We start from the raw sequence: 14,220 nt of genomic DNA on the forward strand, positions 1-14,220 counted from the left end.
CAAGTGGGCCAGTATAACCAGCTTGTCCCGCGGGCGCGTCCAGAAAACTGAGCGCGTGCTCACACTTGGCCGTATTGCTGCCCGTGACGCAGCCAGCGGTCCAGCAGCGGGCTGACATGGTCGGGCCAGCGCTCCAGCAACGCCTGGGCGGCGTCGCGTACCGCCGGCAGCAAGTCGGCGTCGCGCATCAGGTCGGCCACCTTGAATTGAAGCAGACCTGTCTGGCGCGTGCCGAGCATTTCGCCGGGACCGCGCAATTCAAGGTCTTTTTCGGCGATGACGAACCCGTCGTTGGTTTCTCGCATGATCCCCAGGCGCTGGCGACCGATCTGCGACAGCGGCGGGTGGTACAACAAGACGCAATGGCTGGCGGCGCTGCCCCGGCCAACCCGTCCACGCAGCTGATGCAGCTGCGCCAGGCCCAGGCGCTCGGGGTTCTCGATGATCATCAGGCTGGCATTGGGCACATCGACGCCCACCTCGATCACCGTAGTGGCGACCAGCAATTGCAGGGCTCCGGCCTTGAATTCGGCCATGACCGCGGCTTTTTCGGCGGGCTTCATGCGACCGTGAATCAGCCCGACCTTCAGTTCGCCGAGGGCGGCGGTTAGGTCTTCATAGGTAGTTTCGGCGGCCTGGCAGGTCAGTTCTTCCGACTCTTCGATCAACGTGCAGACCCAATAGGCTTGCCGCCCTTCGGCGCAGGCGCTACGCACGCGCTCGATTACTTCCACTCGTCGGGTATCGGTGACCAACACGGTGTTGACCGGCGTTCGACCGGGGGGCAGTTCGTCGAGGATCGAGGTGTCGAGGTCGGCGTAGGCGCTCATCGCCAGGGTCCGCGGGATCGGCGTGGCGGTCATGATCAGTTGATGGGGGCACATCCGCCCGCCCACACCTTTCTGGCGCAAGGCCAGGCGCTGTTGCACGCCGAAGCGGTGCTGTTCGTCGATTATCACCAGGGCCAGGTTCTTGAACCGCACTTCGTCCTGGAACAAGGCGTGGGTGCCAACCACCATCGGCGCGCCCTCGGCGATCTGGGTGAGGGCGGCGACGCGGTTCTTGCCCTTGAGCTTGCCGGCCAGCCAGGCGACTTCGATGCCCAGCGGTTCGAGCCAGCGCTGGAAGGTGATGAAGTGTTGTTCGGCGAGGATCTCGGTGGGCGCCATCAGCGCTACTTGATAACCCGCCTCCAGTGCTTGCAGCGCGGCGAGGGCGGCGACCACGGTCTTGCCGGCGCCAACGTCGCCCTGGATCAGCCGCAGCATTGGCTCGGGCTGGCTCAGGTCGTAGGCGATTTCGTTGCCGACCCGCTGCTGCGCGCCGGTTGGGGTGAAACCGAGATTGGCCAGGTAGCGAGCCGGCAACTTCGTCGCCTTGGGCATGGCCGGGGCGCGCAGCGAACGCAGGCTTTCGCGCAGGCGTTGTTGGGACAGCTGATGGGTCAGCAGCTCTTCGAAGGCAAGGCGATGCTGGGCCCAGTGGTGTCCGAGGGCGAGCTCTTCCACATCCGCGTCGGCGGGCGGGTGATGCAGATAGCGAATCGCGTCGGCCAGCGGCGCCAAATGGTAATCGCGCGCCAGTTCCTTGGGCAGCCAGTCGGGCAGGCTGGTAGGGCCGAGCAGGGTCAGGGTCTGTTGGCAGAGCTGGCGCAGGCGTTGTTGGGTCAGGCCTTCGGTGAGCGGGTAGACCGGCGTCAGGGTTTCAGCCACAGGCGGCGGTTCGTCACCGGTGATGGCGCGGTATTCCGGGTGATAGATCTCCAGCCCGGAGGCACCGGGCCGCGCTTCACCGTAGCAGCGCACGCGGGTGCCGCGCTTGAGACCTTCCTTTTGCGCGTTGCTGAAATGATAGAAGCGCAGGCTGAGCCCGCCGGTGCCGTCCTGCAGGCGCACCACCAGGCTGCGCCGCCGGCCCATGACCACGTCGGCGCCGCTGACGGTGCCTTCCACCACCGCATCCTGCCCTGGCCGCAGATGACCAATGGGTACGACTCGGGTGCGATCCTGATAACGCAGCGGCAGATGAAACAGCACGTCCTGGAGGTTCTCCAGGCCGACCTTGGCCAATTTCTCGGCCATGGCTTCACCGACACCCTTGAGTGTCGTCACCGGCACTTTCGACAGCTCAGTCATGGCAACGGCTTACTTGGCGGCAGGCGGCTTGGCCACGGAGCACAGGCGGATCGAATCGGCGAGGATCTCGATGGCCTTGGGTCGCGGGAAGCTGGCGCGCCAGGCGATGGCAACGGTGCGGAACGGCACGGGTGCCGTCAGCGGACGGACTTCGATCACGCCCGGCGCATAGTGATGGCTGTCCACCGCCGACAACGGCAGGATCGAAATGCCCAGGCCCGAAGCGACCATGTGGCGAATGGTTTCCAGGGAGCTGGATTCCACCGTGGTGTGCTTGGCGCCTTCGCTGCCCTTGGTCAGGGTCGGGCAGGCTTCGAGCACTTGGTCGCGGAAACAGTGGCCTTCGCCTAGCAGCAACAGGCTCTTGTCGTTGAGCAGGGCGGCGTCGATGGTTTTTTTCTGGGTCCAGGGGTGCTGGGCCGGCATCAGGACGTAGAACGGTTCGTCGTAGAGCGGCAGGGTCAGGACATCGGCTTCGTTGAACGGCAGGGCGATGATGATCGCGTCCAGTTCGCCGTTGCGCAGCTTGTCGCGCAGCACGTGGGTGAAGTTTTCTTCGATGTACAACGGCATCTGCGGGGCGACCCGGTGCAGTTGCGGGATCAGGTGCGGGAACAGGTAGGGACCGACGGTGTAGATCGCGCCCACCTTCAACGGAGCGGTGAGCTGGTTCTTGCCGGCCTGGGCTAATTCGCGAATGCCCTGGGCCTGCTCCAGCACTTTCTGCGCTTGAGCGACGATGCCTTCGCCAACCGGCGTGAGGCGCACCGCGCTTTTGCTGCGCTCGAAAATCAGCACACCGAGTTCGTCTTCAAGCTTTTTCACACCCACAGAGAGCGTCGGCTGGCTGACGTGGCAACGCTCGGCCGCATGGCCAAAGTGCTGCTCCTGGGCGAGGGTCACGATGTAGCGTAATTCTGTGAGGGTCATGGCGAAACGTCCGTGAAGTTGCGAGCCAAGCATACCGGCTGCAATCGATAGACGCACGTTATCAGACTGCAGGCGCGGTGTGACACCGGCGAATGTGAGTTGGGTCGTTGCCGAATATGAAAAAGGCACCTTTCGGTGCCTTTGTTTTCATGTGGCGGGGCGCGTCTGGAAATCAGCGCCGGCGCTTGTCGATGGAGTACAGGAACGGTGCCGTCAGTTCCACCGTGCCGTTGTTCAACAGATCGGCCGGTGGCTTGGGCAGCGGCTGGGCGCGACGGATCATTTCCAGGGTGGCTCGGTCCAGATCGGCGTTGCCTGACTTGCCCACCAGTTCGAAAGACACGACGTTGCCTTCGGCATCCACCACGAACCGCAGGCGGTTCATGCCTTCTTTGCCGCGTGCCTGGGCGCTGGCCGGGTATTTCTTGTATTTGCCCAGATGCGCCAGCAGCGTGCCTTGCCAGCTGGCCTTGGCCGCCATCTGTGCAGGCGACGGACCAGGAGCAGGTTGCGCGGATTTTTCGGTCGGGGCCTGGGTTGGCTGAGTGTCGCTGGGTTTCTGCTCCGACGGCGGTTCCTTGGGCGGCTCCGGCTTTTTCTCCACAGGCTTGGGCTTGGGCGGTTGTGGCTTGGGCTTGGGTTTTACCGGCTTGGGCACGGCGATTTCCGCCTTTGGTGCTTCGGCCAGTTTAGGCAGCGGCAATTCTTCGACCGGCTCGGGAGGTTGCGGCGGTGTGACGACTTTCGGTGGCGCAGGCGGTGGTGGCGCAGGAACCGGCGCCAGTTCGACCATCATTGCCTGGGGAGGCAATTCGATGGGCGCACGTGTCGTCCAGTTCAGCGCCAGCGCGATGGCAAGCGCATGCACGCCTAGCACCACGGCCAGGCTACCGCTGTAACGCGTCAGCTTTTGGCGCGTCGTGATCATTTCTTCGGCGCCGTCTCGAGTCCGACCAGGCCGACTTTCAAGTAGCCGGCACCGCGCAGGGCATCCATCACGCTCATCAGGTCGCCGTAATCGACGCCTTTGTCGGCCTGGAAGAAGATCGTCGTGTCCTTTTTGCCCTGGGTCTTGGCATCCAAGGTCGCGCCGAGGCTTTCGACCTTGATTTCGTCTTCACCCAGGAACAGGCGCTGGTCGGCCTTGACGCTCAAGAACACCGGTTTCTCAGGGCGTGGCGACGGCTTGGCCGTCGACGCGGGGAGATCAACCTTGATGTCCACGGTGGCGAGTGGGGCGGCCACCATGAAGATGATCAACAGCACCAGCATCACGTCGATGAACGGCGTGACGTTGATTTCGTGGTTCTCGGCCAGATCGTCGTCTGCGCCTTCTTTCAAATGCAGGCCCATGGCCGATTACCCCACTTTCACCATGTGCGGTTGCGCGCCACGCTCGGGCGGCAGGTGATCCAGATCGCGGCTGACCAGCAGCAGGACTTCGGCCGAAGCATCGGACACCTGCGCCTTGTAGCCAGCGATGGAACGGGCGAAAACGTTGTAGATGACCACGGCCGGGATTGCCGCGACCAAGCCCAGTGCCGTTGCCAGCAGGGCTTCGGCGATGCCGGGGGCTACGACGGCGAGGTTGGTGGTCTGGGTCTTGGCGATGCCGATGAAGCTGTTCATGATCCCCCAGACGGTGCCGAACAGGCCGACAAACGGTGCGGTGGAGCCGATGGTGGCGAGCACGCCGGTGCCGCTGCTCATGTTGCGACCGCAGGCGGCGACCAGGCGCTCGAGGCGGAAGCTCACGCGTTCCTTGATGCCTTCTTTCTCGCGGCTGTTGGCCGACAGGCGCATCTCTTCGAGCGCGTCGTGCACCAGCAGGTTGGCGAGGGTGCCTTCCTTCGCAGCGGTGGCGCTGGCTTCCTTGAGGGTGGTGGCTTTTTTCAGCGCCGCGATTTCGCCCCGCAGGCGACGCTTGGCGCCCAGCAGCTCGAAGCCTTTGGCAATCCAGATGGTCCAGGTGATGATCGAGGCGATGGCGAGGCCGATCATTACGGCTTTGACGATGATGTCGGCATTCTTGTACATGCCCCAAGGCGACAGATCGTGGGCCATGCCCAAGGTGTTGTCGGCTTCGAGCACTTGAGGGGCGTCTGCGGCGCTGGCTTCCACTGCCTGGGTCGGGTCGGTGGCTGCTGGCGTCGCTACGGGAGCGGCAGCGTCGGTCGGCGCCTGGGTAGCGGCTGGCCCCGTGGCGGGAGCGGTGGCCGGCGTTTGCGCATCGGCAAAGGCACCGGGCGCCAACAGCAGGCTAAGCAGCAAGGCCGCCGTGGCGCTCCAGGCGCGAGGGCGGTTGGTTGGCGAAGCGGAGAAGAGTGAGCGTGTCATGCTGGCCGGACCTGAGAAAAAAAGAAGGTTGATGTTCTTCCAGGCCTCGTGAGGCCGAGAACAAAAGTGGCACGCATTATTGCAAGTAATTCTTGTTAACAAAAGTAATACAGTTACTTTTTTTGTCGCATGGCTAGCCGCTCGTCCCCCACGGAGGCTAGTCTGCGGCTTTGCCAGAGGAGTTCATGATGTCCGCGCCTTCTGTTTTGATCGCCGGCTGCGGTGATATCGGCGGCCGCCTGGCCAGCCAATTAGTGGCTGGGCATTGGCGGGTCCATGGCTTGCGGCGGACGGTTTCGAACCTCCCAGCCGGGGTCATTGGGGTCGCGGGGAATTTGTTCAGCGAGCAATGCCCCGCCGATTGGCCCACGGATCCGTTGGATTATCTGGTGTACAGCGCCGCCGCCACCGACCATGACGAAGCGGGCTATCGCAAGGCTTACGTCGAAGGACTGCAGCATGTGTTGAGCTGGTTGAAGCAGCATGGCCAACAGCCCAAGCGCCTGCTTTTTGTGTCCAGCAGCAGCGTTTATGGGCAGCAGCAGGGCGAATGGGTGGATGAAACCTCGCCTACCGTAGCCGGCGGTTATTCCGGTCGGCTGATGATCGAAGCCGAACAGCTGGCTTTGGGCAGTGGTATCCCGGCGAGTCGTCTGCGCTTGACCGGCATCTATGGTCCGGGCCGTGAGTGGCTACTGAGCCAGGTGCGCCAGGGTTATCGCATAGTGACCGATCCGCCGTTGTATGCCAATCGCATCCACGCCGACGATGCCGCCGGCCTGCTGGCGTTCCTGCTGGAAGCCGATCGCCAGGGCAAGGCGCTGGAGGACTGTTACATCGGCGTCGACGATGCGCCCGCGCCGTTGGCGGAGGTGGTGGGTTGGTTGCGGGAATATATGGGCGTGACCGAGTGGGCTGAAGACGCCAGCGTGCGTCGTGCCGGCAGCAAGCGTTGCAGCAACGCCAGGGCCAAGGCCTTGGGCTGGACGCCGCGTTATCCGAGCTTTCGCGAGGGGTATGCGGCGATTCTCGAAGGGCGTTGCTGATTTCCAGTCGCCAAGAAACAGGCTGTGGAGCGAGCCTGCTCGCTCCCACATGGGCTCCTTGAGGCAGGGCTACTGCTTTTCAAGCACCCACTTGCGATCACCCGGCGTGAACGACGGCATCTCATCGGCCAGTGCCGCATTCACGGTCTGGAAGATTTCCAGTTTCTTGCCGTCACGGGCAAAGATCCAGGTGTTGCCCTGGCCGTTCTGTTGTAGCCAGATGTTGTCGTTGCCGCCGCTCATGGAGGCGCAATCGCCGGCCAGGCACAATGCGTAGCGATCAGCGCCGGGCAGGCCGCTGACCTGGCCGTCGGGTTGAAATTGCACCGTGGCGCCTTGGCCGGGACCTTCGCTGATGTTCCAAGTGCCACCCAGGTAGGCGGCATATAACGCGCGCTCGAAGCTGGCGCCGATCGGTGCGCCCTCCGGTACTTGGACTTGCGCTCGGTCGAACACCTGCTGCGGTTCGTTCTCGGTGGCCGCCTGGCTCAACTGGTTGCCGTCGCGCTTGAGTTCGCTGGCCGAACTGCCGTAGAAGTCGACTTTCCAGGCGCCGTCCTGTTCGCCGAGCAACTTCCCTTCGACGTTTTCGAAGCCGTTGGTGTAGCGCGCCTGGCCGGCCCGAGTGTTGACGTCCCACTCCAGGTTCGGGCCGTAGCCCTGCAGCGCTTCGCGAAGCGGGCCGCCCTTGGCGGCAGCGTCGATGGCCGCCTGGTTGATCCAGGTGCCGCTGATGTCACGGTCGGCAGGGTCGCTGGCGCAGCCGCCGAGAAGCAGGACGAGCAGCGAGAGAGCAAGCGCTTTGCGCATGGTGGATTCCTTTCGAACGAAAACGGCGCAGCGGGGGACGCTGCGCCGACCTGTATTACTCGATGACCAGGATGGCATCCATCTCGACCTGCGAGCCCTTTGGCAGGGCGGCCACGCCAATGGCGGCGCGGGCAGGGTAAGGCTGGTCGAAATATTTGCCCATGATCTCGTTGACCTTGGCGAAGTGGCTCAGGTCGGTGAGGAAGATGTTGAGCTTGACGATGTCCTTGAACGAACCGCCGGCAGCCTCGGCCACGGCCTTCAGGTTTTCGAACACCTGCACGGTCTGGGCTTCGAAGCCCTCGACCAGCTCCATGGTTTTCGGGTCCAGTGGGATCTGGCCCGACATGTAGACCGTGTTGCCGGCCTTGATCGCCTGGGAATAAGTGCCGATGGCGGCCGGGGCCTTGTCGCTGGAAATAACGGTCTTGGTCATTGATGACTCCTTGTAATGAGGGCGGCTGTTGAGGCTCTATGCGCGCATTCGGGTGATGCGGATGACGCCGGTCAAGGCGCGCAGTTTCTTGATCACGCGGGCCAGGTGCACGCGGTCGTGCACGCTGACCACCAGTTGGACGACGCTGATGCGGCCATCGCGTTCGTCCATGCTGATTTTCTCGATATTGCCGTCGGCGGCGTTGACGCTGCTCGCCAGCAGGGCGATCAGGCCGCGCTGATGCTCCAGCTCGACGCGCAGTTCGACATTGAATTCGCCGGTGACATCCTTGGCCCACGAAAGCTGGATGCACTTTTCCGGGTTGTGGCGGATTTCGCTGATGTTGCGGCAGTTGTCCAGGTGCACCACCATCCCTTTGCCGGCGGACAGGTGACCGACAATCGGGTCGCCCGGGATCGGCGTGCAGCACTTGGCATAGCTGAGCACCAGGCCCTCGGTGCCGCGAATCGCCAGCGGGCCTTCCGGGCTCGGCAACTGTTCGCCTTCGCCAAGCAGGCGGCGGGCGACAACGTAGGCCATGCGATTGCCCAGGCCGATGTCTTCGAGCAGGTCTTCGATCAGCTCGAGGCGGTATTCGTTGAGCATGATCTGCACGCGCTCGGCCGGGATCTTGTCCAGTGAGCTGTCGAACCCGTTCAGCACTTTGTTCAGCAGGCGTTCGCCGAGGCTGATGGATTCGGAGCGACGTTGCAGTTTCAGCGCGTGGCGGATGTGCGTGCGGGCCTTGCCAGTGACGACGAAGTTGAGCCACGCCGGGTTGGGCCGCGCGCCGGGGGCGCTGACAATCTCCACCGTGGAACCGCTTTGCAGCGGTTCGGACAGCGGGGCCAGGCGTCGATTGATGCGACAGGCGATGCAACTGTTGCCGACGTCGGTGTGCACGGCGTAGGCAAAATCCACCGCGGTGGAGCCTTTGGGCAGCTCCATGATCCGGCCCTTGGGCGTGAAGACGTAGACCTCGTCCGGGAACAGGTCGATCTTCACGCTCTCGATGAATTCCAAGGAGTTGCCGGCCCGCTGCTGCATTTCCAGTACGCCCTTGACCCATTGCCGGGCGCGGGCGTGAGTGCTTTTGGGTTGTTCGTCGCCGCTGGATTTGTACAACCAGTGGGCAGCGATGCCATTGTTGGCCATCTCTTCCATTTCGCGGGTACGGATCTGGATTTCGATCGGTACGCCGTGCATGCCGAACAACGTGGTATGCAGCGATTGGTAGCCGTTGGCCTTGGGGATCGCAATGTAGTCCTTGAAGCGCCCCGGCAACGGTTTGTACAAATTATGTACAGCGCCCAGCACGCGGTAGCAGGTGTCGACCTTGTCGACGATGATCCGGAACGCGTAGACGTCCATGATCTCGTTAAAGGCCCGACGCTTGCCGCGCATTTTCTTGTAGATGCCGTAGAGGTGTTTCTGGCGCCCGCTGACCTCGCCTTCGATGCCGTCGATCGCGAGGCAATGGCTCAGGGACTCTTCGATCTTGTTGACGATTTCCTTGCGGTTGCCCCGGGCGCGCTTGACGGCCTGGTTGATCCGCGCCGAACGCATCGGGTGCATGGCCTTGAAGCCGAGGTCTTCGAACTCGATGCGGATCGCGTGCATGCCCAGGCGGTTGGCGATGGGCGCGTAGATCTCAAGGGTTTCCTTGGCGATGCGCCGGCGCTTTTCGCCGGACAGCACTTCCAGGGTGCGCATGTTGTGCAGGCGGTCGGCGAGCTTGACCAGGATCACGCGGATATCGCGCGCCATGGCCATGGCCATTTTCTGGAAGTTTTCAGCCTGGGCCTCGGCCTTGGTCTCGAAGTTCATCTGGGTCAGTTTGCTGACCCCATCGACCAGTTCGGCCACGGTTTCGCCGAACTGCGCTTGAAGCGCTTCCTTGGCGATGCCGGTGTCTTCGATCACGTCGTGCAGCATGGCGGCCATCAGGCTTTGATGGTCCATGTGCATGTCGGCGAGGATATTCGCCACTGCAAGCGGGTGCGTGACGTACGCTTCGCCGCTGCGGCGGCGCTGGCCGTCGTGGGCTTGTTCGGCGTAGAAATAGGCTCGGCGGACCAGATTGACCTGGTCCGTGCCGAGGTAGGCCGATAAGCGATCGGCGAGGGCGTCTATGCTCGGCATGATGATGACTCCTGCCGTCTGCTGTGACCCCGCGCCGTGCTACGTCGACCAGGCATAGGCTTAGACCGCCTCGTTGGACTCGTCCTCGAACGCTGCGAACAGCGGTTCGTCTTCAACGATTTCAGCGTTGGCGATGAACTCGTAGCTCATCAGGCCTTCGGCGATTTCACGCAGCGCTACCACGGTAGGCTTGTCGTTTTCCCACTGGACCAACGGCTCTTTGCCACCGGTGGCCAGTTGACGGGCACGCTTGGTAGAGAGCATGACCAGCTCAAAGCGGTTTTCCACGTGTTCTAGGCAGTCTTCAACGGTTACGCGGGCCATGGTATTCCTCGGAGCGAATGCAATATGCGCGCTGCCCGGTTGGGCGAGCGGACTCGACAGTTTAAAAAAACACCAGCGTTTAGGGAAGCGCTGATTTTTTGACCAACCCCTCGGCGCGCTGCGAGTACCAATGTAAAGCCCTCGCAGCGGTTTTGGGAAGGGCGGTTCAGCCCAGCAGTTCGGCCAATAATTTACCGAAACGTTGCTGCTGGCGTTTCTGCTGGAGCTGGCTGGCGCGGAAAATGGCCTTGAGGTCGTCCAGTGCGTGGGCGAAATCGTCGTTGATGATCAGGTAATCGTAATCGACGTAGTGGCTCATTTCGCTGACCGCTTCGCGCATCCGGCCTTCGATGATCTCGTCGCTGTCCTGGCCGCGGTTGGTCAGGCGCTGGCGCAAGGCCTGCTGGCTCGGCGGGAGGATGAAGATCGAACGGGCCTGGGGCATCAGCTTGCGCACCTGCTCGGCGCCTTGCCAGTCGATTTCGAGGATCAGGTCGTGGCCTTCGTCGAGCGTCTGCTGCAGATAGCTTTGCGACGTGCCGTAGAGATTGCCGAAAACTTCGGCGCGCTCCAGGAAGTCGCCGTGCTCGGCCATTCTCACGAACTCTTCACGGTCGACGAAGTGATAGTTCACGCCGTTCACTTCGCCCGGGCGCATGGCGCGAGTGGTGTGGGAGACCGAGACGCGGATCTGCGGTTCGGCATCGATCAATGCCTTGACCAGGCTGGTCTTGCCAGCGCCCGAGGGCGCGGAAATGATGTAGAGGGTGCCGGTGCTGTGGGTCATGTCGGGTTAGCCTTACTCAATGTTCTGCACTTGTTCGCGCATTTGCTCGATCAACACCTTGAGGTTGACCGCTGCCTGGGTGCTGCGCGGGTCGAAGGCTTTGGAGCCCAGTGTGTTGGCTTCGCGGTTGAGCTCTTGCATCAGGAAGTCGAGGCGGCGACCGGCCGCGCCGCCGGACTTGAGCACCCGGCGGACTTCGATGATGTGGGTGCTCAGGCGATCCAGTTCTTCGGCCACGTCGCTCTTTTGCGCGAGCATGACCATTTCCTGTTCCAGGCGCTGCGGGTCCAGTTCGGCCTTCATGTCGGCGAAGCGGTCGAGGACTTTCTGGCGCTGGGTGGCGAGCATCTGCGGGACCAGTTCGCGCAGGGTGACGACATCTTCCTCGATGGAGGTCAGGCGTTCATTGATCAGCCGGGCCAGCTCCGCGCCTTCACGCTCGCGACCGGCCTTGAGTTCTTTCAAGCCTTGATTGAACAGCGCCAATGCTTCGGCATTGAGTGCTTGCGGGTCGCTCGCGTCGCCCACCAGCACGCCGGGCCAGGCCAGGACTTCCAGCGGATTCAGGGCGGCGGGATTGTTGATCAGGCTGGCGACGGTTTCGGCGGCGGCGACCAATTGCGCGGCGCGCTCACGGTCTACTTGCAGGGCTTTGCCGGTGGTTTCTTCGGTGAAACGCAGGGTGCACTCCAGCTTGCCCCGGGACAGGCCCTGGCGCAGCGCTTCGCGCACGGCGCCTTCCAGATCGCGGAAGGATTCGGGCAGGCGCAGGTGCGGCTCCAGGTAACGGCTGTTGACCGAGCGCAGTTCCCAGCCCAGCGTGCCTTGGGCCCCGGCTTTTTCGACGCGGGCGAAGGCGGTCATGCTGTGCACCATGGGGGTTCCTCGCAATGCAGGCCGGTCACGACCGGTCGGTGGTCGTGAGGCCTGGGATCTGTGGGTAAATGCTGAAGGACAGCAAAGGCGCAGGATTGTAGCGCAGTGCGACGCAAGCGCCCAAACAGCTCCGGTAACAAAGCGCTGCAGCCCGTCGGCCGGGGCTTTGGGCACGCTCACCTGTCGCGCCGGCTTTTTTAAACTGCCCTCTGGCGGCCCGCGGCTCTATAATATCCGGCAGTTTTCCGTCCTCAGTACAGGTGTTCCCTATGAAACGTCCAAGTGGTCGCGCTGCCGATCAGCTTCGCTCGATCCGCATTACCCGCAACTACACCAAACACGCCGAGGGATCTGTACTGGTCGAATTCGGTGATACCAAGGTCATCTGCACCGTCAGCGTCGAAAACGGCGTGCCACGGTTCCTCAAGGGCCAAGGCCAGGGTTGGTTGACCGCCGAATACGGCATGCTGCCGCGCGCCACCGGCGAACGGAACCAGCGCGAGGCCAGTCGTGGCAAGCAGGGTGGCCGTACCCTGGAAATCCAACGTTTGATCGGCCGCTCGCTGCGTGCCGCGCTGGACATGTCGAAGCTGGGCGACGTGACGCTCTACGTCGATTGCGACGTGATCCAAGCTGACGGTGGCACCCGCACCGCGTCCATTACCGGCGCCATGGTCGCGCTGGTGGATGCCTTGAAAGTGATCAAGAAGCGTGGCGGCCTCAAGGGCGGCGACCCGCTCAAGCAGATGATCGCCGCGGTTTCCGTCGGCATGTACCAAGGCGAGCCGGTGCTGGACCTGGACTACCTGGAAGACTCCGCCGCCGAGACTGACCTGAACGTGGTCATGACCAGCGCTGGCGGCTTCATCGAAGTCCAGGGCACCGCTGAAGGCGCTCCGTTCCAGCCGCAAGAGTTGAACGCTATGCTGGAGCTGGCGAAGAAAGGCATGAACGAAATTTTCGAACTGCAAAAGGCCGCGTTGGCCGACTGATCGTTTTGCGCTTCAGACAAGGAGAACGTCATGAGTGATGAGCAAGTCCTGCTGCCCCAGCCGAGCAAAGAGGCGCGTCAATGGGCAATGTTCTGTCACCTGTCCGCACTATTGGGGATTTTCATTCCGTTCGGTTCGCTGATCGGGCCGCTGGTCATCTGGCAGCTCAAGCGTGAATCCGACCCGTTCATCGATGCCCAGGGCAAGGAAGCGCTTAACTTCCAGATCACCGTGGCGATCGCCGCGGCGATCAGCCTGCTGCTGATGATCGTGGTGATCGGCTTCTTCCTGTTTGGGCTGGTGGCGATTGGTGCGTTGGTGCTGACCATCATTGGTGGCGTGAAGGCCAATGAAGGGCAGCCGTATCGGTATCCGTTTACCTGGCGCTTGGTTAAATAACAATCCGCGCTGCGCTACAAAAAATGCCCCGGTTTCGGGGCATTTTCGTTTAGGCATACCGCAGTTGCATCACTGAGCCAGGCCAAAAGCGATAACGACTGAGCTTTCTGGGGGATGGGGTCTTAACATCTTGTTTTATAACGTTTGGTGCCAAACGGTGGTCTTGAATCCATGATGAGTTTTCCATTGGATGGAAAAAGGTTTCATCCCCATTAAAAGGATTTAGATATGACGATTATGAAAATTATTTCCACGGTTGCTTTTGCTGTTGTTGCCGCATCCGCTCATGCGCAACTGGCGCCTTTGGTGGAGTTGCCGTCCCAGGCTGCAGCCGTCCAATCGGTTGTTGCGCAAAAGAACTTGTCCTATGTTCATGCCATGCGACTGGCCAATGTGGCGGTAGCCGTTTGTGCCGCCAACAACCAGTCGGTCGCTGCCACGGTGGTGGATCGGTCAGGCACGGTGCTGGCGATGCTGAGGTCTGACAATACCGGGCCTATCGCGCTTGCTGGCAGTGAGCGCAAGGCGTACACGGCGCTATCCTTCAAGACTGAAACAAGCAATGTCATGGCGCGTACCGTTCAGGCTCCCCAGCTCGCCAATCTCCCCGGCACCCTGGCCTTGACCGGTGGTGTGCCAATCAGGGTTGGCGGTGAGGTGATCGGTGCTATTGGCGTGGGCGGAGCCCCAGACGGAAGGATCGATGCCCAATGTGCTAATTATGCAATTGATAAATACCGACTGGCGCTGATCAGGGATGCAGGCCTGGAATCGCCAAGTGGCTTGGCAAGCGATGAGGTTTCGCAGGTGTTTCCAGCGTCTTGATTGCGCTGTAGCGAAGGCCGCGTTGTGTAACGGGTCGTCACGTGATCCTTGCATTACTGGTCATTGCATACAAAAAAGCCGACATTGAATCAGACTGTGTGAAAACGCAGTTTGCGGCGGCGTAAAGCAAATGCCCCGACTTGTCGGGGCATTTGCTTTTCTGGAATGTAAAAAATAAAGG

General features: G+C 62.0%; 15 protein-coding genes. 4 read left to right on the forward strand and 11 right to left on the reverse strand.

Annotation, left to right across the window (positions count from 1 at the left end; translation table 11 throughout):
• Positions 1-59: 59 nt before the first annotated feature.
• The 5 genes from recG to exbB form a co-directional block, all read right to left on the reverse strand.
• Complete coding sequence (gene recG / locus HU806_RS24180) at positions 60-2,135, reverse strand: ATP-dependent DNA helicase RecG (protein WP_186615180.1); 2,076 nt, start codon at positions 2,133-2,135, stop codon at positions 60-62.
• A gap of 9 nt (positions 2,136-2,144) precedes the next feature.
• Positions 2,145-3,065: a hydrogen peroxide-inducible genes activator gene (locus tag HU806_RS24185; RefSeq protein WP_186615182.1), complete on the reverse strand. Its 921-nt coding sequence runs from the start codon at positions 3,063-3,065 to the stop codon at positions 2,145-2,147.
• 172 nt (positions 3,066-3,237) lie between these two features.
• The gene (locus tag HU806_RS24190) at positions 3,238-3,993 is read right to left on the reverse strand and encodes an energy transducer TonB family protein (RefSeq protein ID WP_186615185.1); all 756 of its coding nucleotides are present in this window, start codon (positions 3,991-3,993) and stop codon (positions 3,238-3,240) included.
• Positions 3,990-4,418 carry a TonB system transport protein ExbD gene (gene exbD / locus HU806_RS24195; RefSeq protein ID WP_186615187.1) on the reverse strand — a complete coding sequence of 143 codons (429 nt, stop codon included), beginning with the start codon at positions 4,416-4,418 and terminating at the stop codon, positions 3,990-3,992. The genes HU806_RS24190 and exbD overlap by 4 nt, the downstream gene beginning before the upstream one ends.
• 6 nt (positions 4,419-4,424) lie before the next feature.
• Positions 4,425-5,402 (reverse strand): tonB-system energizer ExbB, encoded by a 978-nt coding sequence (gene exbB, locus HU806_RS24200; protein WP_186615189.1) that lies wholly within the window; start codon positions 5,400-5,402, stop codon positions 4,425-4,427.
• Positions 5,403-5,590: 188 nt separating this feature from the next.
• On the opposite strand from exbB, the gene HU806_RS24205 reads away from it, so the two are divergent.
• On the forward strand, positions 5,591-6,448 hold the full coding sequence (locus HU806_RS24205; protein WP_186615191.1) for an NAD-dependent epimerase/dehydratase family protein: 858 nt from the start codon (positions 5,591-5,593) through the stop codon (positions 6,446-6,448).
• Between the two features lie 69 nt (positions 6,449-6,517).
• On the opposite strand, the gene HU806_RS24210 is transcribed toward HU806_RS24205, so the two are convergent.
• From HU806_RS24210 to HU806_RS24235, 6 genes are all read right to left on the reverse strand, one after another.
• A complete protein-coding gene (locus HU806_RS24210; protein ID WP_186615193.1) occupies positions 6,518-7,258 on the reverse strand; it encodes a hypothetical protein in 741 nt (246 codons plus the stop codon).
• 55 nt (positions 7,259-7,313) lie between these two features.
• Positions 7,314-7,694 (reverse strand): deaminase RidA, encoded by a 381-nt coding sequence (gene ridA / locus HU806_RS24215; protein ID WP_085685905.1) that lies wholly within the window; start codon positions 7,692-7,694, stop codon positions 7,314-7,316.
• Positions 7,695-7,730: 36 nt separating this feature from the next.
• Positions 7,731-9,836, reverse strand: coding sequence for a bifunctional GTP diphosphokinase/guanosine-3',5'-bis pyrophosphate 3'-pyrophosphohydrolase (spoT, locus tag HU806_RS24220; protein ID WP_186615195.1), 2,106 nt, complete (start codon positions 9,834-9,836; stop codon positions 7,731-7,733).
• 60 nt (positions 9,837-9,896) lie between these two features.
• Entirely contained in the window at positions 9,897-10,160 is a 264-nt protein-coding gene (rpoZ, locus tag HU806_RS24225; protein WP_003177259.1) for a DNA-directed RNA polymerase subunit omega, read from the reverse strand.
• A 166-nt stretch (positions 10,161-10,326) separates the two neighbouring features.
• Positions 10,327-10,947 (reverse strand): guanylate kinase, encoded by a 621-nt coding sequence (gene gmk, locus HU806_RS24230; RefSeq protein ID WP_047735756.1) that lies wholly within the window; start codon positions 10,945-10,947, stop codon positions 10,327-10,329.
• 12 nt (positions 10,948-10,959) lie between these two features.
• Entirely contained in the window at positions 10,960-11,823 is an 864-nt protein-coding gene (locus HU806_RS24235; RefSeq protein WP_186615197.1) for a YicC/YloC family endoribonuclease, read from the reverse strand.
• Positions 11,824-12,092: 269 nt separating this feature from the next.
• On the opposite strand from HU806_RS24235, the gene rph reads away from it, so the two are divergent.
• The 3 genes from rph (at position 12,093) to HU806_RS24250 (ending at position 14,039) form a co-directional block, all read left to right on the forward strand.
• Positions 12,093-12,815, forward strand: coding sequence for a ribonuclease PH (gene rph / locus HU806_RS24240; RefSeq protein ID WP_186615199.1), 723 nt, complete (start codon positions 12,093-12,095; stop codon positions 12,813-12,815).
• A gap of 30 nt (positions 12,816-12,845) precedes the next feature.
• On the forward strand, positions 12,846-13,214 hold the full coding sequence (locus HU806_RS24245) for a DUF4870 domain-containing protein (protein ID WP_186615200.1): 369 nt from the start codon (positions 12,846-12,848) through the stop codon (positions 13,212-13,214).
• Positions 13,215-13,442: 228 nt separating this feature from the next.
• Complete coding sequence (locus HU806_RS24250; protein WP_202884439.1) at positions 13,443-14,039, forward strand: GlcG/HbpS family heme-binding protein; 597 nt, start codon at positions 13,443-13,445, stop codon at positions 14,037-14,039.
• Positions 14,040-14,220: the final 181 nt, after the last annotated feature.

This window comes from Pseudomonas sp. SWRI154 (genome assembly GCF_014268645.1).
Lineage (GTDB): Bacteria > Pseudomonadota > Gammaproteobacteria > Pseudomonadales > Pseudomonadaceae > Aquipseudomonas > Aquipseudomonas marvdashtae.

Excerpts from the sequence above, each read along its gene's own strand:
- exbB (WP_186615189.1), bottom strand. The coding sequence starts at position 5,402 with ATGACACGCTCACTCTTCTCCGCTTCGCCAACCAACCGCCCTCGCGCC.
- HU806_RS24235 (WP_186615197.1), bottom strand. The coding sequence starts at position 11,823 with ATGGTGCACAGCATGACCGCCTTCGCCCGCGTCGAAAAAGCCGGGGCC.
- HU806_RS24205 (WP_186615191.1), top strand. The coding sequence starts at position 5,591 with ATGTCCGCGCCTTCTGTTTTGATCGCCGGCTGCGGTGATATCGGCGGC.
- HU806_RS24250 (WP_202884439.1), top strand. The coding sequence starts at position 13,443 with ATGACGATTATGAAAATTATTTCCACGGTTGCTTTTGCTGTTGTTGCC.
- rph (WP_186615199.1), top strand. The coding sequence starts at position 12,093 with ATGAAACGTCCAAGTGGTCGCGCTGCCGATCAGCTTCGCTCGATCCGC.
- HU806_RS24210 (WP_186615193.1), bottom strand. The coding sequence starts at position 7,258 with ATGCGCAAAGCGCTTGCTCTCTCGCTGCTCGTCCTGCTTCTCGGCGGC.
- exbD (WP_186615187.1), bottom strand. The coding sequence starts at position 4,418 with ATGGGCCTGCATTTGAAAGAAGGCGCAGACGACGATCTGGCCGAGAAC.
- ridA (WP_085685905.1), bottom strand. The coding sequence starts at position 7,694 with ATGACCAAGACCGTTATTTCCAGCGACAAGGCCCCGGCCGCCATCGGC.
- rpoZ (WP_003177259.1), bottom strand. The coding sequence starts at position 10,160 with ATGGCCCGCGTAACCGTTGAAGACTGCCTAGAACACGTGGAAAACCGC.
- HU806_RS24185 (WP_186615182.1), bottom strand. The coding sequence starts at position 3,065 with ATGACCCTCACAGAATTACGCTACATCGTGACCCTCGCCCAGGAGCAG.
- recG (WP_186615180.1), bottom strand. The coding sequence starts at position 2,135 with ATGACTGAGCTGTCGAAAGTGCCGGTGACGACACTCAAGGGTGTCGGT.
- gmk (WP_047735756.1), bottom strand. The coding sequence starts at position 10,947 with ATGACCCACAGCACCGGCACCCTCTACATCATTTCCGCGCCCTCGGGC.
- HU806_RS24190 (WP_186615185.1), bottom strand. The coding sequence starts at position 3,993 with ATGATCACGACGCGCCAAAAGCTGACGCGTTACAGCGGTAGCCTGGCC.
- HU806_RS24245 (WP_186615200.1), top strand. The coding sequence starts at position 12,846 with ATGAGTGATGAGCAAGTCCTGCTGCCCCAGCCGAGCAAAGAGGCGCGT.
- spoT (WP_186615195.1), bottom strand. The coding sequence starts at position 9,836 with ATGCCGAGCATAGACGCCCTCGCCGATCGCTTATCGGCCTACCTCGGC.